Raw genomic sequence first — 21,789 nt, forward strand, 5'->3', positions numbered from 1 at the left:
TTGGGAGGCCGTGAAGGTCGGCGACTTCGTGCTGGTGGCCGATCCGGCGACGGCGCGTGGCGTTGCCCCACCTACCTCATCCAGCGTGACGTCCGGTTTTACCCGGGGTGACGTTCAATCATTGGCCGCTCGTCACCGTTGTTTGGCCGAACCTTCCCTTATCCCTGCATGCCCTTTCGCTGACCATGCGGCCTTCCGATACCGGCGACTGCGCCACACAGCGGCGTGCCCGCTGCGCAGAGAGAGGGAGCGACTGGCCGTGTCGAACTGGATTGTTGGTTCTATCAGCGGGTCTGCATTCGCCATGGTGGCCATGCTCGGCGCTATTACGGTGGCCACCGCGCAGACATCGGGGACCGGTCAGGTCGGCCCAACGGCGCAGGCCAAGCCGCGCACCGAGGTGGATGCCGCTGCAGCGCAGAATCCGATCTCCAACATGATCAGCGTCCCATTTCAGAATAACACCAGCTTCTCAGCCGGCCCCTATGGGCAGACGCAGAATGTGATGCTGGTGGAGCCGGTCATCCCGTTTCATCTCAATGAGGACTGGAACCTCGTGACGCGCTGGATCGCGCCGGTGATCAGTCAGCCCCGCATGCGTCCGACCGAAGGTCCTGAGTTCGGGCTCGGGCCTCTGAACCCGCAATTCTATTTCGTGCCGGCGAATACCGGCTCAACGATGATCGGGTTCGGACCACAATTCCAGCTCCCGACCGCCACGGACGACGTGCTGGGGGTCAATAAGTGGGGCGCCGGCCCGGCACTGGCCGCGTTGACGATTCAGGGGCCCTGGGTGGTCGGCTTTCTCGCCAACAATATGTGGGCCGGCAGCGAGGGACCACACGTCAACCGGCTGACCCTCAATCCCTTCATCAACTACAACATGGCGGACGGCTGGTATTTGTCATCCGCCCCGGTGATGACCGCGGACTGGCTGGCATCCAGTGGCAACCGCTGGCTAGTCCCGCTCGGCGGAGGCATCGGACGCGTCTTCAAACTTGACGAACAGCCGATCAACGCCCGCGTCCAGGTCTTCAACAACGTGGTAAGGCCGACCGGAGCGGGGAGCTGGATCTTGCAGCTCCAGGTGCAGCTGCTGTTCCCGACGCACTGAGCGGCTTTCATCGCTCACCATCATCTCACACGGCACGAGCGTGGACCCACCGGCCAGCCGGCAGCAAGATCAAGGCTCCAAACATCGGAGAGCAGGATGTCCAGGCCCTTTTGTGTCCTTATGGGCTTGACGCTTCTTGTGGCCGATGCGGGACTGGCACAGACCCAGTCGACGAACCAGGTCACCTGGGAGCAACTCGCCAACGACAATAAATTATTCCTGTCATACGCCAACAAAACGCTGAAATGGGAAGAGCCGACGGAACCCTTCAGGATCGTCGGGCCGATCTACTTCGTGGGGACCGAGGGCCTGGGGGTTTTTCTGTTTGCCACGGCGCAGGGGCATATTCTGATGAATACGGGTATGCCCTCATCGGGACCGATGATCGTCGACTCCATTCGAAAGCTTGGCTTCAGGCCGGAAGATATCAAGATCCTGATCAACGCCCACGCCCATATCGATCATGCCGGGGCGTTCGCCTTCATCAAGAGGCTGACCGGAGCGCAGCTGGCCGTCATGAAGGATGATGTCGCGGCCATGGAGAGCGGCGACCGCGACGATTTCAAGTATCGCAACGATCTGGCCTACGAAGGCGTGAAAGTGGACCGTGTCCTGCGCGACGGCGACGTCATCAAGCTGGGCGACGTGCTTCTCACCGCCTATCACACGCCCGGCCACACCCGCGGCGCCACCACATGGATCGCGAACCTGGTGGTCGACGGCAAGGCCTATGTTGTGGCGTTTCCGGACGGTGCGGGTTTCAATCCCGGCTACCGCGTGGCGAAAGACCCGTCGTACCCCGGCATCGCGGAGGACTTCCGCAAGACGCACCATATGCTGGAGATGCTCAAGCCGGATATCTGGCTGGCCCAGCACAACGAATATTACGGCTTTCAAGCCAAGCGAAAGCGTGCGGAGACGGAGGGCGTAACCGTCTGGATCGATCCGGAGGGCTACAGGCGCTTCATCGCCAGCAAGAAGCGTGCGTTTGAAGACGAGGTGGACGATGAACTCGGCGCCAGCAGCCCGCCGAAGTGAAAGATGGGCGTCTCCCGCTGCGGTCCGCCCGGAGTGCGATCGATCGGATCAAAGACATCTGATTGGCGGGTCGACCTCACCTTGATCGGGAGAGATGCGTGATCCGATCAACGTGGCTGCAGGCGGGGCCGACGCATGCTCTAGCACCCGGGGTTCGCGCCGGAGCGCCGGAACGCATTCGGCGTTGTCTTTGTCCAGCGCTTGAAGGCGTAACGAAACGCTCCGGGGTCGCTGAACCCCAGCAAGGCCGCAATGGTCTCCACGGTCAGGCGGGTGTCGCGCAAGTAGCTGATGGCGGTTTGTGCGCGCAGATCGTCGATCAGCGCACGATAGGACGTGTTCTCCTCCTGCAGCCGCCGCCTGAGCGACCTCGGACTGAGGCCGAGCTGACGGGCGAGCGTTTTCGCGCCCGGCGGGGATTCGAGAGTTCCAAGCAGCACTTGGCGCACCTTGCCGGCGACGCCCATGTTCTGCTCGAGCTCGGTCAGCAAGTCGTTACAAATTTGCGCGACGTGTGCATAGGTGACGGAATTGCCGAGGGCCGGCTTCTTGTCGAGCCATTCGACCGGGAACAACAATCTGTTTTTCGGCTGCTCGTAGAGAATTTCGCAGCCAAATTGTTCGGCAAGACGCGCGCCTGAGATGGGCCTCCGCGCCTGTAATTGCACCTGCGTAAGACAGAAGTCCGCACCCATAACATCACGATGGGCGCAAAGAAGCGCGCTGAATTGTAGTTCTATGATGAAATCACGCAAGGCGTCGTCGAGAGACGTGAACGGAAGCACCGTGATGCACCAGATTGCCAACGCGTCCTGCTCTTCGAACGTCACATCCACGAGCGGCGCCGTCAACTGATAGTATTGTTGGGAAAACGCGACCGTCTGTCGAAAATCGGTCCCGCTCAGCAGTGCGAGGCCATAGATCCCGAATGTCGAAACGTGAAAATTTGACCCGACCTCGAACGCGAAACTGGGGTTCTGGCTGAATTTCAATGCGTTTTTGTACGACTGAAGGATCTGATTAACCGATACCTTGGTCATGGGAGACGTCAGTTCGGCTTCCGAGATGCGGATTCCCTGGAGCGCCGCCTGCAGCGGAACCCCTTCGGCCTTCAGACAATCGACGATCTTGCCGATCTTAAAGACCGAATACACATTATCGTCGGGATCAATTGCAAACATGCTCCCTCCATGAAAGTTGGATGGCTGATGCTGGCGCATTTGGCCGCTTTTTGCAGGATGCTGGCCACCATACGGCTTCTCTTCCATATCGGGTTTGGCCATGTTCAGCCACCAGCGTGTTTGCCGCCGGCAGCAGTCGCGGCCACCGCCCGGCCCGGCCGCCCCTCATTTGCGATCACGGCAAACCACTGACCGTCACCCTGAATACTTACCCGCCTTAACTGATGCTAAGTCGAGCTGCCAATGGACGAAGACCTCTTGCTAAGGGACGAAAGGAGGAGGGCTCGCCCTGAGGCCGCGTGTAATGATGTTGAGGCATCGGAGGCTGGGTCAATCGCGGTTGCGGCGAAGCTTGACGCCAGGTCTCTCCAAGTCCCCCTGCGGCGGGGCGCCCGGAGGCCCAACCGAACGGGCGCAAGCCTGCCCGAGATCAGACGTCTCCTGTCGAGGACGTGGCAGTTCCTGCTTGCACAGCGCACGGACGATGCCAATGAGCTGATCGACCATATCGAGCTGCAGATCGATGGTCTTCCAACTCTGGCCGCGAGGCGGCTCACGGAGGCGACACACCTGCTGCGGGCTGTGAGCCTAGCGTTCGATGATCATTGGCTTGCGGCCTACACCATGGCGCAGGTGCATATGGACCGCAATGGAGCGCCCAAGGGCGCCGCCCGGACCCTCTACAAAATAGGATTGTGGAAGCTCATGCGCCAGCAGGCGTTCCAGGCCGCGTCAAGCCAGTGGCCTGGGAATGGCTGTTCGCGTTCCGAGGCCACTGCCGCGGGGTTCGATCTGTCCATAGAGGCCGCTTTTGCGATCGATCAGCTCCGATTGACGACCGCCAAGCGCCTGGCGACCCACGCATGCGGGATGTTTCAGGCGTCCCAAGCCAGCCGAACCGACGCCGCGGAGGGGCTTATCCTGCTCCCGCTCTCTCTCATCGCTCTTGTGCATTATGAGCAGGGCGACCTCCATGACGCTGAGCGGCTGATTGGCGACCGCTTGCCCCTGGTAGACGCCGAGAGCTCGATCGAAAGCGCGCTGCGCTGCTATCTGGTGCTTGCGCGCATTGCGCGGCACCGGATGCATTATGATCTTGCGGGGATCTTGCTGAGCCGCGGCGAGGCCCTTGGCGAAAGACGGGGGTGGCCACGCCTCGCTCTGGCGTGCATGGCCGAGAAAGTCTCATGCCTTCTTGAGATTGGCAGGCGTGAGGAAGCCCGGCTGTGTCTCGAGCGGTGTGACCGCTATATCGAGGCGTCCGCGAGGGTATGAACCGCCCCGGCTTTGCCGGAGGCCCCAACTCCTGAGAGGATGGGGCTATGACGAGCAAGACGACGAACAAGTTCTCGCCTGAGGTGCGTGCCCGGGCGGTGCGGATGGTGCTGGATCACGAGGCTGCACACCCTTCGCGCTGGCAGGAGATCGTGTCGATTGCGGCGAAGATCGGCTGCTCGGCGCACTCATTGAATGAGTGGCTGAAGAAGGCCGAGGTCGATGCCGGCAAGCGGGCCGGCGTGACGACGGATATGTCGGCGAAGCTGAAGGCCCTTGAGCGCGAGAACCGCGAGCTGCGGCAGGCGAACGAGATCCTGCGCAAGGCATCTGCTTATTTCGCCATGGCGGAGCTCGACCGCCGGTCGAAGACATGATCGCGTTCATCGATGGTCATCGCGGTGCGTATGGGGTCGAGCCGATCTGCAAGGTGCTGCCGATCGCCCCATCGACCTATCATGCGCATGTCGCCCGGCGGCTTGATCCGTCGAAGTGCTCGGCACGGGCGCTACGGGACGAGGTTCTGCGCCCCGAGATCGAGCGCGTGTTCGCCGAGAACTTCGAGGTCTATGGAGCGCGCAAGGTCTGGCGACAGATGATGCGCGAGGGGTTCGATGTGGCGCGCTGCACCGTCGAACGGCTGATGCAGGGCATGGGCTTGGCCGGTGTGATCCGCGGCAAGCCGGTCCGCACCACGGTGCAGGACAAAGGGGCCCCGTGCCCGCTCGACCGTGTGAACCGGATGTTCCATGCGCCGGCGCCTAACCGGCTCTGGCTCTCGGACTTCACCTATGTCAGCACCTGGGCGGGCTTCGTCTACGTCGCCTTTGTGATCGACGCCTATGCTCGCCGCATCGTCGGCTGGCGGGTGAGCCGGACCGCGCATGCCAGCTTCGTGCTGGATGCGCTGGAGCAGGCCCTTCACGAGCGACGGCCCGCCCATCGCGGCGGCCTGGTGCACCATAGCGACCGCGGTTCGCAATATGTGAGCATTCGCTACACCGAACGGCTGGCTGAGGCCGGCATCGAGCCCTCCGTCGGCAGCGTCGGTGACAGCTATGACAACGCACTCGCCGAGACGATCAATGGCCTCTACAAGGCCGAGGTCATCCATCGTCGGGGGCCTTGGCGATCCTTCGAGGCCGTCGAGTTCGCCACGCTGACCTGGGTTGACTGGTTCAACCATCGCCGGCTGCTGGAGCCTATCGGTAACATCCCGCCGGCCGAAGCCGAGGAGCGCTACTACGGCATGCTCGGTGAGCAGAAAATGGCCGCGTGACTTAAACCAAATGGCCTCCGGTGAAGCCGGGGCGGTTCACCAGGCCTCATAGAAGGTGTTCTGGCAGTACGCGGCATTCTTGCTGGTGAGCTTCACCGTCTTGACGAATAGCGTGCCCGGATCGGCAGCCTGCTTGAGCAGCACCCGGCGGTGCCGGTCGATATAGGCCTCGAGATAGTGATAGAGGCCGCCGAGGTGCGGCAGGATCAGCCGGAACGGCTTGCTGCCAAAGAAGGACGAGTTCGCGTTCTTGAAGGCGACGGAGGGGATGAGCACTTCCCATCCCTGGTCGCGCCCGCTCCAGCGCAGCTCGCCACGCTTCATCTCGACGAGGCGGCGCTCAGAGGTTGGTGGCCGGCCGCGAGGACAGACGAGGAGCTGACGCAGGTTCTTCTGCCGCAGCCCGAGATGCAGACCGAGCCGCAGCATGAGGAAAGCCCGCACCGCCTCGGCCGCGGCGCGCGGGTAACGGTTCTCGTCCGGCATCAGCCGCAGGATCTCCTCGGTGATCTCCCGATGCCAACGCAGGAAGTGCGGATGCGGACGCTCAAATGCCCGTTGCGGCGCAATGGCGCGTCCGCTCCGATTGATGAAGGCGCACACGCCACCTCCAACCTCGCCCACGCTGCCGCGCAGGTGATGTCTGAGATCGTCGCGGTTTCGGTTTCGTTCCTAACCTCGGAGGATACAATCGCTCACTATGCGAAGCTGGTTGAGCGCGAAAGTGCCTCCCATGCGCTGATTTCGTCGCGCATGCGATCGAGTTTCTGTTCGACCAGCCCCAGCGCGTCCGCTCCGAGGAACAGCCTCACGGGCGGGTTCTCGGCATCGACCAGAGCGAGCAACGCCTGAGCAGCCTTGTCCGGGTCGCCGGGTTGATTGCCGCTCTTGGACTGTCGTGCGGCGCGGACCGGGTCCATGACCGTGTCATAGTCGGCAATGCTGCGCGGCGTGCGATCCATCGAGCGGCCGGCCCAATCGGTGCGGAATTGGCCGGGCGCGAGTGCGGTCACCCGAATTCCGAAGCTCCCCACTTCCTTGCCGAGCGCCTCGGACAGGCCTTCCAGCGCGAACTTGCTGCCACAATAGAAGCTGATCCCCGGCATGGTGATGAAGCCACCCATGGACGTGACGTTGATGATATGGCCGCGACGCCGTGTGCGCATGCCCGGCAGCACCGCCTTGATCATCGCGACGGGCCCGAAGACGTTGGCGGCGAACTGGCGCTGAAGATCGTCCATGGACGATTCTTCCAGCACGCCCTCGTGCCCGTAACCCGCATTGTTCACCAGCACGTCGATGGGGCCGGCTTGCTGTTCGGCTGCGGCGACAGCCGCCGGGATCGCGTCGAAATCGGTCACATCCAGCGTGACCGGGTGAGCGCGACCGGACGCGAGCGCGGCGAAGGCCTCGCCATCACCCTGCCGCCGCACGGTGCCGACAACACGGTGACCGGCTTCGAGCGCGCCGAGGGCAAAGGCGCGCCCGAGTCCGGAACTGACGCCTGTGATGAGAAATGTCTTGGGGGTGGAAGCCATGATACAACTCCTGAAACGATCATATCTATATCATGATATAAACAGGCCATGACAGGAAACAAGACCCAGGCAGCGCCGACCGCCGCGCGCGGCGAGCCGGTTCGCCAGCGTGTGTTGGACGCGGCGGAGCGGCTGCTGCGCCGGGGCAAGGCCGATTTCTCGATGCGCGACCTTGCCACCGAGGCCGGGGTGAGTTTCGCGACACCGTTCAATCAGTTCGGCAGCAAGGCGGCGATCATGCATGCCCTGTCGGGCCGGCGGATCGATACGATGGCCAAGCGCTTTGCCGATATATCGCCGCCGGCCGATGCTGCCGGCAGGGTCCTGCTGGCAATTGACACGGCGGTCCAGGTGATGCTGGAGGAACCGGAGATAAACCGCGTTGTGATGGGCTGGATCGGCACGGCCGGTCCTTCCCCAGGAAAGGTCCTGGCGCACTCCACGACCTTATGGGCGCTGGCGCTCGGCGCCGGGGAAGGCTTGGCCGGGGCGGACAGGGAGCGCGCGCTGTGTTGTCTGCCGGAACAGCTCGCCTTCGCCTTTCGCGGGGTTCTGTCGTTCTGGACCGCCGGCGAACTGCGGGATGAGGAACTTACCTCGCAGGCAAGAGAAATGGCGAAGACGTTGCTTCTCGGATTCGCTTAACGGCCACAGTCTGCGATTTCACCACGTAAGCTGCCGCCGGGCCGCCAAGGCCGACCGGCAAGCAACATGCCCTACGCGTCGAGCGGTCATCCGCGATGGACGGATGACCGCTCGAATTCAGATTTCGCCTCGCTCCGCTGGGAGAAATGCATCCGCCACGTCGACACCAAGGCGCCGGATCGTATCCTCGATCCTGGAATGACGGTGCAGTATCTGGATCGCACGGATATTACCCGTCGATGCGCATCGAGAGCTCAACGTCTTCGGCGAAGGGGGTCGAGAAGTAGCCGCCGCCCGGTTCACGTACGCGCTTGAGATAGTCGGGGCTGTGGTCGGCATTGTCAGCTATGATAAGCGCGCCGGGCCGCAGGCGGCATTCGACCAGGCTTAGAATGTCCGGATAGAGCGCCTTGGCTCCGTCGAGCAGCAGCAGATCGATCGTTTCGGGAAGGTCTGCAGCAAGCGTCTCTAGCGCATCACCCTCGCGGATTTCGACGAGGTCGGTGAGACCACCTTGCCTTAGATGCTCCCGCGCGCGCTTGACCTTTGATGGCTCGAACTCGCTGGTGATCAGCCGTCCGCCGCCATTGTCGCGAAGTGCGGCGGCCAGGTGCAGGGTCGAGATGCCGAACGAGGTCCCGAACTCGACAATCACTCGTGCCGAGTTGCTGCGCGCCAGCATGTAGAGCAGCAGACCAGTTTCCCGGGAGACCGGAAGCCAGGCATCCTTCAGGCGCCCATAGAGTTCGCGATAGCCGGTCCTGCTCCGCATCAGCCGCTCGCGCTCTTCGCGCGAGAACTCTGGGAGCGCGGGGTTCTTTGCCGCTTCAGCTTCCGAGAAGAGTCGGTCGAGCAGCGGCCCCAGCGGCGCGCCGGTTAGGGTGGTCATGGGAAGTCTCCGGATGTTTCTTGCGTCGAAACAGAAAATACGAATAATTCGTCGTGTTTCCTATTCGCGTTGCGGAGCAGCCCGGTGGCCGATCTGCCAAAGGTCCGGATTTCCTCGCGAAAGGAGCCGAAGCAGGCCCGCTCCAACGAACTGGTTTCGGCTATCCTGCAAGCGGCTGTTCAGGTTTTGGTGCAGGAAGGCGCGCGGCGCTTCACCACGGCGCGCGTGGCGGAGAAAGCCGGCGTCAGCGTCGGATCGCTCTATCAGTACTTCCCCAACAAGGCCGCGATCCTGTTCCGCCTCCAAAGTGACGAATGGCGGCAGACGACCGGCGTAATGACCGAAATCCTCGGCGACGCAGCCACACCGCCGCTCGACCGGCTAGGGAGACTGGTGCGCGCGTTCATCCTGTCGGAATGCGAGGAGGCAGCATTGCGCGTGGCACTCGCTGACGCGGCGCCGTTCTACCGCGACGCGAAAGAGACACGCGAAGCACGTGAGGCTGGAGCCCAGGTGTTTGACGCTTTCATGCAGGATGCGCTTCCCGAGGCTTCGGCGGAAACCCGACGATTGGCCATCGATCTGATCACGACCGCGATGAGCGCGGCCGGCAAGCAGTTCTCGTCAACGCCACGAAACACCGCCGAGATCGACGCCTATGCCGCCGGATTGACCCGCATGTTTTGCGCTTATCTGCGCGATCTGCAACAGAACTGAGCCGCGAGGGTTTGGCTGCAGGACGAGCGCCCTTCTCCGCATCCCAAAACTTCAATACTTTCATCGTCTTCCGCTTCTCTCCGCCAGGAGAATTGGCGGGAGAACGTCGGCATCAACCGGTACAGTCTCGGCGATCACATCAGCATCATCATCGGTCGACCTTGCCCACACATATCCGACCGTCCTCGAAGTGCACGATGCGGTCGAACAGGTCGGTCGAGCGCGGATCATGTGTGATCACCAGCACGGCCGCACCCCGCGTGCCGGCGATGCGGCGGAAGATCTCCATCACCTGACGGCCGCGTACGCTGTCCAGCGCGGCCGTGGGCTCGTCGGCTAGGATGAGCGGCGGAGCGTTGGCAAGCGCTCGCGCCACCGCCACACGTTGCTGCTCGCCGCCCGACAACTTCGCCGGCAGGTGATCGGCGCGATGTACGAGATCGAGCGCGGCAAGCAGCCGTCTTCCATGGGCGCGGGCATCGGCAGGGGCTACATCCGCGAGCTCAAGGCCCAGCGCGATATTCTCCACTGCTGACAGGAAAGGGATCAGATTCGCCTTCTGGAACACAAAGCCGATGCGCTTGCGGCGTATCTGGCGCAGCGAGTCGAGGTCGGCGTCGGCGTGGGAAACCCTCTCCCCCGCCAGCCAGACCTCGCCGGAGGTTGGATTCTCCAGAAGCCCAGCGAGCATCAAGAAGGTGCTCTTGCCCGAGCCGCTTGGCCCGAGGATGCCGACCAGCTCGCCAGCAGCAACGTCGAGCGAGACGCCGTCGAGCGCGCGTACCAGCCCGCCACCGGTGGCGTAGTGGCGTGAGAGCGAGCGCACCGAAAGCACGGGTGCGCCGCTCACGACAACACCTCGCGTGCCTCGACCTGAGAGGCGCGGGTAATGCCGACCCACGCCGCGACGGTGCAGACAATAGCAAGGGCAAGCGCGATTTGCGCAAGATCGGGCGGCAGCATCACCACGCGGCGCGGGAAGAAAGGGAAGATCATCCATGCCAGGACGACCGCAAGTGCGTAGCCGGCGATGCCGATGAGTGCGGCCTGCTGGCCGATGAGACGGACCACGACGCTCTCGCGCGCGCCCATCAGCTTTAGCAGAGCGATCACGTGCAGCTTTTCGAGGGTCATGGTGTAGACGATGAGCGACACCACGATGGCGGTGATGACAAGGATCATCCCGGTGAAGGTCAGGATCTGGAGGCGCAGCTTCCAGAGCCGGGCATTGAGCATCAGATCACGCTGCTCGCCCGTGGTCATGACCCGCACGTCGCCCCAGCGCTGCAGGGAGGCGATCACGCGAGCGGTGTCGGCGGCGGGATCGAGCCGGACCAGCACGGCAGAGATCTTGCTGTCTTGCGCCACCGAGCTTGCATCGGCGCTCACGGCGCTGGCGCCGGTCCCGGCGGCGCGCGCGAGATGGATCTCTTCCGATGTGCGGCGTCGCGCGATGACGGCCGCGTCATTGATACCGACGAAAAGCAGTCCGTCGCCGGCCGAATCGACCATCTGCCGCGTGAGGCCGACGACCGTATAGACATCGCGCGCGAGCTGTATCCGGTCGTCGACCTTCAGGCCGGTGCTCGCATCTGCCACCGCCTCATAGCGGCTGCCGCCGAGCCAGCGACCTTCCGCGAGCGACAGCCAGCGTCCATTGTCGCGCGGCACGTCGACACCGGTCACGGTGGCGCGGCGCGGGGCGCCGGCGAAGCTGAACTGCTGGCTGAACTGGGTGAAGCGCCGCACATCCGCGACACCGGGCACGCCCTCGACCCGCCGGTCCATGTCGGCCGCCACGGCGGAACCTTCGGCAAAAGGCCCGGCGCGCTCGCCTTGCACGACCCAGAGATCAGCATCGATCCGGTCGATGATGAGGAGCGCATCTTCGACGATGCCGCGATAGAGGCCGATCATGCCGATCACCGCCATGACGAGGAAGGCGATGCCGACAGTGGTAAGCGCGAAGCGGGTCGGTGCGTGGAGCGTATCTTTCAGCGCCAGGTTCACGGGGCCGCTCCGGCGAGGCGCACGCGCATGAACGGGTAGAGGTCGTCAGGTTTGAGGATCTCCTGGCCGGCATCAAGACCGCGCCGGATCTCGACGCGCCGCGCGCCGGCCTCGCCCAGCGTTACTTCGCGCCATCGCGCGCGGCCGCGGGACGCGATCCATACGCCGGGGCGCCCGTCGCGCCAGACAAGATACGACGTTGGCACGGTCAGCAACGGGCCGCGCCGCTCGAGGATGATACGCGCCATGGCGCGCTGGCCGAGGGCCCAGTTCGCGGGAACCGTATCGAGCGCGATGTCGATCTCGAATTCCCTCGTCTCCCGGTCGACCTCCCGCCCGAGCCTGAGGACGTGCCCGCGGATGGTGTCCTCGGCGCGAGTGAAGGTGATCTCCGCCGCCTGTCCCGACCGGACAGCGGATATGGCGCTCTCGTCCAGCCGCGCGGTCAGGACAAGACTTTCCGGATCGACGAGGTGCAGCAGCTCGCTGCCCGGCGCCAGCACCTCGCCGACATGGCGCGTGCGCGACACCACCACGCCGGAAATCGGCGCGCGCAGCACGCTGTCGTCGAGTTGGACGCGGGCAACGGCTATGCGCGCCTTCGCGGCATCGTGCTCGGCCTCGGCCTGCTCAATGGCGCGGCCCGCGCGCGCGATGTCGGCTTCAGCCTGACGGCGGGCGGCGAGCGCGTCTTCGAGGCCCGCCGCGCTGGAGACACCCTTGGCGAGCAGCGCGACCTGCCGTTCATGCGTCGCGCGCGCCTGTTCCAGCGTCGCGAGGGCGCGGTCGCGCTCGGCTTGTGCGGCACCCACCCCGCGCTCGGCGGCATGGGCGCTCGCCTCGGCGGCGTCGACCTCGCCACTGAGGTCATCGAAGGCGAGGCGGGCGAGTGTCTCACCTTTGGCGACCACGTCGTTGCGGTCGACAGCGAGTTCCTCGATGCGCGCCTGGATGCGACTGCCGACGCTTGCCTCGGTCAGGGCCGACAATGTGCCGGGGCCCCGAAGCTCCACATCCAGCATGCCTGAGCGCAGAATCTCACCCTCGACCGCATGCGGATAGAAATAGCGCAGGCCAGCGAATCCGATCCCCAGAACCACCGCCACGAGGACGGTCAGCCGAAGCCCATGGCGACGACGCGGACGCGGGAGGGGGGCCTCCAGCGACAGGAACGGGTCGAGGCCCGGCTGGACGTTCATGACAAGGGCATCCGGGTGAAGGGCGGCCGGGGGCGGGTCACTGGGCGGGGGTAGCCTTGGCGGCGACGAGAGCCTCCTTGCAGGGTTGGGAGATCTTGTCGGGATTGGCCTTGATGCACTGAAGGATGCGCCCGCCGCCTGGCTGCACGCCGGGGCAGGTGGCGCGGATGTCCGCCTTGCAGGCGGCACGGACAGCCTCTGCCTGTGCACGCGAGAGGTTCTGTGCCGACGCGGCTCCTGAGAAGGCGGCGCCGAGCAGGGTGGCGAAAGCCAGCACGAGGCCGGCGCGAAGGAAGAACGCACGATCCATGAGGTCGGCTCCTTTAGCGGGTTGGGACACAGGACCATGGAGCCCGCCCGGCTGGGGGGCGGCCGACCGCGACAGGCTCCATGGCGGGCAGGTTTGCGCCTGCCATGCCGCCGGGAACGGGTGTGCTGCGCACGGCGGTGGAAGCGAATATCGACCCGAGGGTTTGCGGCCGTGTCTCCGCGCCGGGGCTTTTTGTTGCAGTTTGTATCGACGCCGTGGGGACGGCTTGCGCGGCTCCGTCGTCGCTGTCATGCCAGCGCCATGACAGCCGCAAGAGTGCTTCTGGTTGAGGACGACCGCGACATTCGCAGCCTGCTCGTCGATTTCCTCGGCGGCGAGGGCTATGACGTCGAGGCGGTCGGCAGCGGCGTCCTTATGGACCGGGCGCTGGCGCGCGGCATGCCCGACCTTGTCATCCTCGACATCATGCTGCCCGGTGAGGATGGGCTGTCAATCTGCCGGCGGCTCAGGACCAGAAGCCGCGTACCGATCCTCATGCTCACGGCCAAGCATGACGACATCGACCGCATCGTCGGGCTGGAGATTGGCGCCGACGATTATCTCGGCAAGCCGTTCAACCCGCGCGAATTGCTCGCGCGCATCCGCGCATTGCTGCGCCGCGCGTCCGGTCCCCTGTCCGCGCGTGTGCCAGAGCGGAGGCGCCGGCGTTTCGCGGGGCTCATCGCCGATCTCGACGCACGCACGGTGGCGGACGAGAGCGGGCAGCGTGTGCTTCTCACCACGGCCGAGTTCGACCTGTTGACCTGTTTCCTCGAACGGCCCGGCCGCGTGCTCTCGCGCGACCAGCTGCTGGACTGGACACGCGGGCGCGCCGGTGGCGACCCGTTTGACCGAACCATCGACGTCACCGTGTCGCGGCTGCGCAGCAAGCTGGCCTGCGGCCTCGGCGAGGCCGAGCAACCGATCACCACCGTGCGAAATGTCGGCTACCTGTTCTCGGCCGACGTGCACGAGGTCTGAGGCGAATTGCCATGCGTCTTGGCCTGCTCACCCGCATCATCCTGATCGTCGCGATGGCGTTTTTCGCCATCCAGCTGCTGGCGCTGGCCTTCTATTTCGGCGCGGGCGAGGGGGGGCGCACTCTCGGCGAGGCGCCGCCTTCACTGCCGCGGCAGATCGCGTCTCTGGCCCTACTGGTCGATGAGGTGCCGGCCGATCTTCGGCCCGCTTTGCTGGAGGCCTTCAGCGAGAATGGCCGCATCGCTACGATCATTCCCGCCCTACCCGATAATCTCGACCCCACGAAAGGCATCGGACGTATCGAGCGTTCCATCCGGACGGCGCTGGCGCTGCGCGGTGCGCAGGGGCGGCAAGTGCTCGTGCGCCTCGACGGCCCCACTGAAGACGGGCGCGGTGACATGCTCAGCGTCTATGTCGGACTGGCCGAGGGCGGCTATGTCTGGCTCGATATCCAGGACCGCGTCACCGTCCGGCTGCTCGGCGTGCCGATCGGCTTCTTCGCCGGCCTGTTCGGCGTCCTTGTCGCTCTGGCCGCGTTGGTCGCGGTCGCGCGCGAGATGCGGCCGATCACACGCCTCGCCCGCGAGGTCGACAGGGTCGGCGAGAACATCGCCCCGGTCACGATAGCCGAGCGCGGCGCGCCGGAGTTGCGCAAGCTGATCCGCGCGGTGAACGCGATGCAGGAGCGTATCGCCGCTTTAGTGCGCAACCGAACGCTGACGCTCGGCGCTATCTCGCACGACCTGCGCACCTATCTCACTCGCCTGCGCCTGCGCGTGGAAATGTTGCCGGACAGTCGCCACCGCGCCGGCGCCATTGCCGATGTCGAAGCCATGCAGTCGCTAGTGGAAGACACACTCGACTTCGCGCAGGAGTCCTTTGCCCCGACAGAGCCGCCCTCCGCCGACGTCGCGGCCGCGCTGCGCCGCTACAGCGCCGAGCAGAACGACGCGCGCCTCGTCCTCGACTTGCCGGACGGCCCGGCATGGGTCGCGATGGGCGACAAGGCGCTCGGGCGCGTCATTGCGAACCTCGTCGGCAATGCGTTGCGCTATGGCGAGCGTGCCTTCGCCCGCATCGATGCCAGCGGCTCGCCTGTGGTGCTGGTCATAGAGGATGAGGGCCCCGGCATCCCCGCCGAGGAGCGCGAGCGCGTCTTCGAGCCGTTCCATCGGCTGGAGTCCTCGCGCAATCGCGACAGCGGCGGGACGGGCCTCGGCCTGACCATCGTCCGCCGGCTGGTCGAGCGGCACGGCGGCAGTGTCGAGCTGGACACCAGCTGGCGCGGGGGGCTTGCCGTCCGGGTCCGGTTGCCGCGGGCGGAACCTGCGGGCTGATACAAATCGACATGCCGCGGTTCGAGCGGCGATACCTTGGCTGCTCACCCTTGCCGCCTCAGCAACGGCAAAGGACTTGATGCCATGAGAGCCACATTCCCGACCAGACTGAGCACACGGATGGCCGGCGCAGCGGTCGTCCTCGGCGTCGCCGCCGCGGCCATACCCACATTCGGGAGCGCGCGGGAACTGACAGGGCCCGCCGGGCCCTGGGCATGCGAGCCGGAGCCGTTCGTGAGCGAACCGGGTCCGGCCTTCGATCCGACCGCCGTTCGGCTCATTGCCGGCCTGCTCCTCTCGGCGCAGGAAACCGCGCTCGGCATCCGGAGCGACCAGATGGATGCCTGGCGCGGCTACACAACGGCGCTCATCGCGCTTATGCCCTCAGGCGAGCGGCTCGGGCGCTGGACGGAGGAGAAGCAGCGCGCCGAGGCACAGGCTTTCGACCTCGCGCAGGACCTTGCCAGTGCCGCCATCGAGCGGGCGGAGAAGGCCCGTGTGTTGCAAGAGGCCGTTTCCAAGCTGAAGGCGGCGCTGACGCCTGAGCAGATGCGCATGGCCAAGCTGATGCAGGAGAGCCTGGTCGAGCGTATCGTCCGTTTCCTGGAATGGCGCCGCAGCGAGGCGCCCGGCATGCCGCTCTGACGGTCGCGCGCCGACAAAAAAGGGCCGGGAGCGCAGGCTCCCGGCCTTCTTTATCGGGTGACGCCCGATCACCAGCGCTGGAAGCTGCGCGAACCGGTGTGCACAGCGCCGCCGGGACCGGTGACCGTCCGATTGGCCGTGCAGCCCTGTCCGGCGGCGCAGCTGCGCGTGCGCGTTGCGGTGCCTCCCCGAGGGCCTTCCGTGCTCCGGGTGGAGGTGCAGGCCCCGCTGGTGCAGGTGCGGGTCTGCGCCGTTGAGCCGCCATAGACGCCGGTGGCGCCGCGAAGACCGACGCAGGTGCCGCCCGCGCAAGTGAGCGAGCGGTTGGCCGACGTCACGCGCGGCGGCCCATAGGGCGGATAGGCACCCCAGCGCCCATACCAGGGATAGGCGACATAGTGGCGATCCCAATAGACCCGGTTGAAGGACACGACGGTGATGCCGACCACCGGCGCCACCGGCGCGGTGAGCACAACCGGCGCCCCACGATAGATCACCTGGATGTAGTTCGCCGCCACCCAGCCGCGATACGGGCCGAAGCTGATGTCGCACCAGCTATAGCCGGAGACGCAGCCAAAGGTGGTGATGGCAGCGCCTGTCGGCACGACCGTGACCGTGGGATAGACGGTCGACGGACCGGCGCGAAGATTGACGTTGGTGACGGCGACGGCCGTGGTGGCGGCACTGGCAACCGGCGCGGCGAGAGCCAGAGCGGCAGCAAATATGATCTTCCCGAGCATGGCGGAACCCTGGTTCAGGTGGCCGGAAGCGGCCTCTGTTTACCCACCGACCTTTCTGGGTCTTGGATATCGCCGGGGTGTCTCGACCGGGTTTCAAATTGTGACAGTCATTGCGGAGCGAGCGCGGTAGCCATCTGAGTGATCGACCAACGGTCACACGTTATGCGGCGACTGTCGGGACCGCCGAAGCGCGCGGGATCCGAACGAGACTGAAGCGCGGGTTTATCACGGATATGTTTGTCGACCTGCGGGCGACGCACGCCGTCTAAGCACCTTGTTGGGCATTCTCTAAATAAGCGCAATTTCAACGACATAGGTGTTCGCAGTTTCGCCTTGGTCGGCGCGCCACTTCCGTACAAGGTCGCGAACACCCGAATGGGTGGCGCGGTCGGCGAGTAAGGCCCTTTCCAGCACCGACCTTGATCCGTGGATCCGCACGAGTTGCTGGTCGACTTCGACCGATCAGCGCTCACAGATAGGCTTTGCGGAACGGTGCCTCGCCCCCGGTGATATTCGAGCGTATGAGCTGCCCGAAGCGGGCGAGCTTATCCGAATCGAGCCGGCTTGCGGCGGCACCCTGATTCTCGATCCGCTCCAGCGCCGAATGTGCACGGTCCCGATCTGCCTTGAGCTTGGCAATCTGCTCCTTGAGCATCTCGTCGGGCTCAGTGATGCCGTCGGGCTGCCGTTCCGCTGTTTGTTCTTTGGCCGTTGGATATTTCCCAAACGGTCTTAAGCGATGGCTGCGCCATCGCGTCCGAGATCCGGCGCCCTCGAGTGCCTTGCCGCTCAAGATGCGGTCCGAGGATTAGCCGCGCCAGCCGCGCGAGTAACCGATCGCCCGCGTAAATCGTTGGCGGTCGGCGTCCGACACCGATCCATCCGGTTCGAAGCGGCGGGCTTTGGCTCGCACCCGGCCAACCTCCACGCCGCAGAGTTCGGCCAAGCCGAGCGCGGTCATCTCGTGCAGAGTCGGCACTAGCACAGTTCGTCTGGACGCCGCGGCAAGGAAGCCGGCGAAATAGCGGCTCTGGGAGAGGCCGCCATCAATGGAAAGCGTCGTGATCGCCCCGGCATAGTTGGCTGCCGGCTCGATGAGGCCGACGGTGAGAAGCGCGATCCCCTCCAGCGCCGCACGCACCATGTCGCGCCGATCCGTCGCCGCGTCCATGCCGATGAAGAGCGGCGCGGCGTGCCGATCCCAATAAGGAGCGGCGAGCCCTGAAAGGGCCGGCACGAAGACAAGGCCCCGGCTCAGAACGGAAGGCCCCTCGAAGCCGTCGAGTTCCTGCGGATGCTGATAGAGGCCGAGCCGGCGCAGCCATTCCAGCGCAGCTCCGGCATCATAGACGCCGCCTTCGAGGGCGAAGACTGGCCCCTCCCCCACCCGCTGCCAGGCGATGGTGGGCAGGAGACCGTCGAGCGTTGGCCGCTGCGCTCCGGTAATGGCAAGCAGGAAGGCCCCGGTGCCGAAGGTGATCTTCACCTCGCCCGGGGCGCGGCAGCCATGGCCATAGAGCGCGGCCTGCTGGTCGACGATGGAGGCCTTGATCGGCACGCCATCGACGGCGCCGAACCCGGCATCGACCGCGCGGATCGGCGGCAGGGCCTCGATCGGAACCCCGTGCAGGGCGCAGAGGTCCGCGCTCCAGGTTAGAGTCGCGAGGTCGAGCAGGCCGGTGCGCGACGCCGTTGCCAGATCGGTCGCGAAGGTTCCGGTCAGCCGCTCCAGGAAGAAGGCGTCGGTGGTGCCGAGGCGCAGGCGCCGCTGTGCGTGGGCCGCCTTCACGACGGGGCTCTCCCGCATCAGCCAACCGAGCTTGCTGGCGGAGAAATACGGGTCGAGCGGCAGGCCGGAGATCGCCTGAGAGCGCGCCTGCACCGCCGCGCCAAGCCCGGCCAACTCGTCGGCGGTGCGGGCATCCTGCCACACAATGACATTTGAGAGCGGTGCGCCGGTCACTGCGTCCCAGGCGAGGCAGCTCTCGCCCTGATTGGCGAGCGCGATGGCATCGACCGGCCCGGCGGCGGCGAGGAGGGCGCGGATATTGGTAATTAGCTCCTCTGGGTCATGCTCGACCCAGCCGGAGGCGGGGTACCACTGCGCGTGCGTGCGGCTCCCGGCAAGTTCCGCCGCGCCATCGTCGGCGACAACGAGGCAGCGTGTGGAGGTCGTGCCCTGGTCGATGGCGGCGACGCGCATCAGCCTTCCTCGCTCAGCCGGAAGTGGATGGAACTTGCCGCGAAGGCCGAGGTGGGGATCGGGACAAGGATGCGGCGCTCAGGGAGGAAGAGCTTGCGCGCCCACCAAACCTCACCCCCGTCAATCTCCAGCACCAGACGCCCGCGCACCGCACGGGTGACGCGCAGCTGGAAATCGGCCAGTGCCGGCTCGCGGACGCCGGGGCGGATGAGGCTCGGCACGACCAGCTTGATCGGTTCGTCAAAACTGACGGCAACCGGCGCTTCCGCGCAGGGCGCGCCCAAGAGGTCGCGCACCAGCGCCCGGCCGATCGCGCGCCCCTCGCGGAACGACCATCCGCCGGTCTCGACCGCGCGCAGGAGATTGCCAGCGGCAAAACAGAAGGGATCGCGCGTGCGCCCCTCCTGATCGACGGCTGGCCCGGCGCTGCCGCGATCCACGCCCAGCGGCGATTGCAGGAAAAGCGCCGATTCCGGGGTAAATCGGCCGGTGAGCAGCACGCCGTCGCAGGCGACTTCCTCCCGGCGACCATCGGCGTGGCGCAACGTTGCCGCCTCGACGCGGCCCGCGCCGCGAATGTCGACGAGGTCGGTTCCGAGACGGAACGGCACACCGGCAAGGCGTGGAAACCACGCGAACGGGGCGCGCGCCAGCGGTTGGGGACAGGATTCGGCCAGGGCGACCGGGCGCGCGCCATGGCCGATGCAGGTGAGCACCGCCGAGAGGCTGACAAGCTCCGAGCCGATGATCAGCGGGCGCGTGAACGGCATCAGTCCGTGGAAGGCGACATAAGCCTGAAGCGTGCCGGTGGTGACGACACCAACCGGGCGATCGCCCGAAATCAGGCGCGACGAACGAGGCCGCTCGCGGGCCCCGGTGGCGATGAGGATGCGCGAGGCGTCAAGCGTGCCGATGCCGTCCGGCGTTGCAATGTCGAGCCGCCCGCCGGGCTGAAGCCGCACCACGCTGTGGCCGGTACGGACCTCGACGCCGGCCCGCGCCGCCTCCGCCGTCAGCCGGCGGCCATAGGCGGCACCGAGATAGACCCGGCCGAATTCGCGCATGCCGAAGGGCGAATGGCTGCAATGACGGGTGGCGCCGCCGAGCTCCGGCTCGCGGTCGAGCAGCATGACGCGGGGAATGCCGGCGCGGCGCAGTTCGACCGCCGCGGCGACGCCCGCCGGTCCGCCACCGACGATGATGACGTCCGCGTCGCTCATGTCTCTCCCCGCTCATCGATGGCGAGGGGCACGGCGAGACGGTCCCGGCTCATCTCGGCGAGCCGGGCGTTGCAGTAGAAGCCCTGGCAGCGCCCCATGCCGGCGCGGGTGCGGCGTTTCAGGCCACCGAAATCGCCGGGCGGCAGCGCGCTGGCGAAAGCCGCTTCGATCTCGCGTCTCGTCACCAGCTCGCAATGGCAGACGATCTCGCCATGGCCGGGCTGCTGCCAGTCGCGGGCGTAAATCTCCGTGAGATTGGGCAGCCGCACCGCCGGCGGCGTGGTTGGGGTCAGGGGGGGCGGGGCGAAGGCGGCGTGCAGCGTCACGGCGTGCTGGGCAAGGCCCAACGCCGCCGAAAGACCGGTCGAGCGGATGCCGCCCAGCGTGATGGCTCGCTGCGCCGCGCGTGACGTGACGCGGTAGTGCTTCTTCTCGGTGGCCGGCCGAAGCCCCGCATAGACGGCGGTGACGGGAATGCCCGCCAGCGCCGGCACGATCTCGGCGCCGCGTGCCAGCAGCGCCTCCAGCGTTTCGCGCTCAACGCTGGCGCGCACGCGGTCCTGCTGCTCCTCGGCGGTCGGGCCGATGATGACATTGCCGAAGGCGGTCGGGCAGACCACGACGCCCTTGGTGATCTCCGTCGGCACCGGCAGCACGATGCGCGGCACATGAGCATAAGCCGCCTTGTCGAGCACGACGAACTGGCCCTTGCGCGGGCGGATCTCGAAATCCGGCACGAAGCCAAGCCGGCGGTCCACCTCGTCACCATAGAGGCCGGCGGCGTTGATGACGGCGGCGGCGCGAATATCACCCAGCGAGGTCAGAAGCTGCCAGCCGCCTTCGAAGGTGCCGGCAATGAGTTCTGCGTCACGCAGAACGCGCGTGCCGAGCGCCATGGCCTGCGTGAGATAGGCGAGCGGCGCCGTCCAGGGGTCGATGATGTGCTCTCCCGCGACCTCAAGCGCCGCGACAAGGCGACGGGACAGGCCGGGCATGGTGGCGCGGGCGGCATCGGCTGTCAGGAGGTGAAGCCCATCCACGCCATTGCCCCGCCCCTGCGCCGCAATCTGTTCGAGCTTGACCGCTTCCTCCGCGCTCCACGCGCAGACGAGAGCGCCGGTTTCGACGACGGAGAGGCCCAGTGTGTCGCGCTCCGCCAGATATTCGGCACGCCCGGCCTTCACCAGTTCCAGTTCGAGACTGTCGGACGGCGCGTCGAAACCCGTGTGCAGGATGGCGCTGTTGGCCTTGGAGGCGCCGGAGAGAATGTCGCTGCCCTTCTCGATCACCACGACCTTGGCACCGGCGAGGGCGAAGCGCCGGGCGACCGCGCAGCCGACGACGCCCGCGCCGATGATGGCGAGGTCGTACTCGTCCGCGAGAATGGAGGGGAGATGGGGGAGCATCGCGGCTCCTTTCCTGTCACTCGCGTGCCGGCGCGGCCGGTCGCGTTACGCATGAGGGCCGG

21 protein-coding genes, 1 pseudogene and 1 other annotated feature are annotated in these 21,789 nt (G+C 65.8%); of the genes and pseudogenes, 9 read left to right on the plus strand and 13 right to left on the minus strand.

Translation table 11 applies throughout. From position 1 onward, the window contains the following. The first annotated feature begins 259 nt into the window (after nucleotides 1-259). Both OU996_RS16045 and bla read left to right on the plus strand, forming a co-directional pair. Entirely contained in the window at nucleotides 260-1,114 is an 855-nt protein-coding gene (locus OU996_RS16045) for a hypothetical protein (RefSeq protein WP_267582613.1), read from the plus strand. Nucleotides 1,115-1,210: 96 nt separating this feature from the next. Beyond that, entirely contained in the window at nucleotides 1,211-2,152 is a 942-nt protein-coding gene (gene bla, locus OU996_RS16050; RefSeq protein ID WP_267582614.1) for a subclass B3 metallo-beta-lactamase, read from the plus strand. Between the two features lie 140 nt (nucleotides 2,153-2,292). Here the strand turns inward: bla and OU996_RS16055 are convergent, their stop codons facing one another. After that, nucleotides 2,293-3,435 carry an AraC family transcriptional regulator gene (locus OU996_RS16055; protein WP_267582615.1) on the minus strand — a complete coding sequence of 381 codons (1,143 nt, stop codon included), beginning with the start codon at nucleotides 3,433-3,435 and terminating at the stop codon, nucleotides 2,293-2,295. A gap of 141 nt (nucleotides 3,436-3,576) precedes the next feature. Here OU996_RS16055 and OU996_RS16060 point away from each other — a divergent pair, with 141 nt between their 5' ends. Both OU996_RS16060 and OU996_RS16065 read left to right on the plus strand, forming a co-directional pair. After that, entirely contained in the window at nucleotides 3,577-4,608 is a 1,032-nt protein-coding gene (locus OU996_RS16060; protein WP_267582616.1) for a hypothetical protein, read from the plus strand. Nucleotides 4,609-4,655: 47 nt separating this feature from the next. Beyond that, nucleotides 4,656-5,887 (plus strand): IS3 family transposase gene (locus OU996_RS16065; protein ID WP_267582617.1). Its coding sequence is split into 2 segments (ribosomal slippage): nucleotides 4,656-4,953 and nucleotides 4,953-5,887, totalling 1,233 coding nucleotides; the frame shifts between segments, so codons are not numbered across the junction. Continuing rightward, nucleotides 4,940-5,056 (plus strand) — a sequence feature (AL1L pseudoknot). It overlaps the preceding gene by 117 nt. Before the next feature lie 39 nt (nucleotides 5,888-5,926). On the opposite strand, the pseudogene OU996_RS16070 reads toward OU996_RS16065, so the two are convergent. Together OU996_RS16070 and OU996_RS16075 are read right to left on the minus strand one after the other, a co-directional pair. Then, a pseudogene (locus tag OU996_RS16070) lies at nucleotides 5,927-6,406 on the minus strand (hypothetical protein); the annotation flags it as partial. Between the two features lie 179 nt (nucleotides 6,407-6,585). Next, nucleotides 6,586-7,425, minus strand: coding sequence for an oxidoreductase (locus OU996_RS16075; RefSeq protein WP_267582618.1), 840 nt, complete (start codon nucleotides 7,423-7,425; stop codon nucleotides 6,586-6,588). Nucleotides 7,426-7,473: 48 nt separating this feature from the next. Between OU996_RS16075 and OU996_RS16080 the strand changes: the two genes are divergently transcribed. Next, nucleotides 7,474-8,070 (plus strand): TetR/AcrR family transcriptional regulator, encoded by a 597-nt coding sequence (locus tag OU996_RS16080; RefSeq protein WP_267582619.1) that lies wholly within the window; start codon nucleotides 7,474-7,476, stop codon nucleotides 8,068-8,070. Nucleotides 8,071-8,299: 229 nt separating this feature from the next. Here OU996_RS16080 and OU996_RS16085 read toward each other — a convergent pair whose 3' ends face one another. Continuing rightward, nucleotides 8,300-8,959, minus strand: a complete 660-nt coding sequence (locus OU996_RS16085; protein ID WP_267582620.1) for an O-methyltransferase — start codon at nucleotides 8,957-8,959, stop codon at nucleotides 8,300-8,302. An 84-nt stretch (nucleotides 8,960-9,043) separates the two neighbouring features. Here OU996_RS16085 and OU996_RS16090 point away from each other — a divergent pair, with 84 nt between their 5' ends. Beyond that, nucleotides 9,044-9,676 carry a TetR family transcriptional regulator gene (locus OU996_RS16090; RefSeq protein ID WP_267582621.1) on the plus strand — a complete coding sequence of 211 codons (633 nt, stop codon included), beginning with the start codon at nucleotides 9,044-9,046 and terminating at the stop codon, nucleotides 9,674-9,676. 148 nt (nucleotides 9,677-9,824) lie between these two features. Here OU996_RS16090 and OU996_RS16095 read toward each other — a convergent pair whose 3' ends face one another. Genes OU996_RS16095 through OU996_RS16110 form a run of 4 tightly spaced genes read right to left on the minus strand, consistent with a single transcriptional unit; the run spans nucleotide 9,825 to nucleotide 13,195 of the window. Further along, the gene (locus tag OU996_RS16095; protein WP_267582622.1) at nucleotides 9,825-10,526 is read right to left on the minus strand and encodes an ABC transporter ATP-binding protein; all 702 of its coding nucleotides are present in this window, start codon (nucleotides 10,524-10,526) and stop codon (nucleotides 9,825-9,827) included. Next, complete coding sequence (locus OU996_RS16100; RefSeq protein WP_267582623.1) at nucleotides 10,523-11,686, minus strand: ABC transporter permease; 1,164 nt, start codon at nucleotides 11,684-11,686, stop codon at nucleotides 10,523-10,525. The genes OU996_RS16095 and OU996_RS16100 overlap by 4 nt, the downstream gene beginning before the upstream one ends. Continuing rightward, nucleotides 11,683-12,885, minus strand: coding sequence for an efflux RND transporter periplasmic adaptor subunit (locus tag OU996_RS16105; RefSeq protein WP_267582624.1), 1,203 nt, complete (start codon nucleotides 12,883-12,885; stop codon nucleotides 11,683-11,685). Before OU996_RS16105 ends, OU996_RS16100 begins: the two co-directional genes overlap by 4 nt. A gap of 37 nt (nucleotides 12,886-12,922) precedes the next feature. Further along, nucleotides 12,923-13,195, minus strand: a complete 273-nt coding sequence (locus OU996_RS16110) for a cysteine rich repeat-containing protein (RefSeq protein ID WP_267582625.1) — start codon at nucleotides 13,193-13,195, stop codon at nucleotides 12,923-12,925. 261 nt (nucleotides 13,196-13,456) lie between these two features. Between OU996_RS16110 and OU996_RS16115 the strand changes: the two genes are divergently transcribed. The 3 genes from OU996_RS16115 to OU996_RS16125 all read left to right on the plus strand — a co-directional run bounded on the left by OU996_RS16115 (nucleotide 13,457) and on the right by OU996_RS16125 (nucleotide 16,158). Beyond that, entirely contained in the window at nucleotides 13,457-14,176 is a 720-nt protein-coding gene (locus OU996_RS16115; RefSeq protein ID WP_267582626.1) for a response regulator, read from the plus strand. An 11-nt stretch (nucleotides 14,177-14,187) separates the two neighbouring features. Then, on the plus strand, nucleotides 14,188-15,513 hold the full coding sequence (locus OU996_RS16120) for an ATP-binding protein (RefSeq protein WP_267582627.1): 1,326 nt from the start codon (nucleotides 14,188-14,190) through the stop codon (nucleotides 15,511-15,513). 234 nt (nucleotides 15,514-15,747) lie between these two features. Then, complete coding sequence (locus tag OU996_RS16125) at nucleotides 15,748-16,158, plus strand: hypothetical protein (RefSeq protein ID WP_267582628.1); 411 nt, start codon at nucleotides 15,748-15,750, stop codon at nucleotides 16,156-16,158. A 68-nt stretch (nucleotides 16,159-16,226) separates the two neighbouring features. Here the strand turns inward: OU996_RS16125 and OU996_RS16130 are convergent, their stop codons facing one another. The 5 genes from OU996_RS16130 to OU996_RS16150 form a co-directional block, all read right to left on the minus strand. After that, nucleotides 16,227-16,898, minus strand: coding sequence for an SH3 domain-containing protein (locus tag OU996_RS16130; RefSeq protein WP_267582629.1), 672 nt, complete (start codon nucleotides 16,896-16,898; stop codon nucleotides 16,227-16,229). A 469-nt stretch (nucleotides 16,899-17,367) separates the two neighbouring features. After that, the gene (locus OU996_RS16135) at nucleotides 17,368-17,691 is read right to left on the minus strand and encodes a hypothetical protein (RefSeq protein WP_267582630.1); all 324 of its coding nucleotides are present in this window, start codon (nucleotides 17,689-17,691) and stop codon (nucleotides 17,368-17,370) included. Nucleotides 17,692-17,706: 15 nt separating this feature from the next. Continuing rightward, entirely contained in the window at nucleotides 17,707-19,101 is a 1,395-nt protein-coding gene (locus OU996_RS16140) for an FGGY family carbohydrate kinase (RefSeq protein WP_267582631.1), read from the minus strand. Next, on the minus strand, nucleotides 19,101-20,321 hold the full coding sequence (locus OU996_RS16145) for an NAD(P)/FAD-dependent oxidoreductase (RefSeq protein WP_267582632.1): 1,221 nt from the start codon (nucleotides 20,319-20,321) through the stop codon (nucleotides 19,101-19,103). The genes OU996_RS16140 and OU996_RS16145 overlap by 1 nt, the downstream gene beginning before the upstream one ends. Next, nucleotides 20,318-21,727, minus strand: coding sequence for an NAD(P)/FAD-dependent oxidoreductase (locus OU996_RS16150; RefSeq protein ID WP_267582633.1), 1,410 nt, complete (start codon nucleotides 21,725-21,727; stop codon nucleotides 20,318-20,320). Before OU996_RS16150 ends, OU996_RS16145 begins: the two co-directional genes overlap by 4 nt. Between the last annotated feature and the right edge of the window lie 62 nt (nucleotides 21,728-21,789).

This window comes from Ancylobacter sp. SL191 (genome assembly GCF_026625645.1).
Classification (GTDB): Bacteria; Pseudomonadota; Alphaproteobacteria; order Rhizobiales; family Xanthobacteraceae; genus Ancylobacter.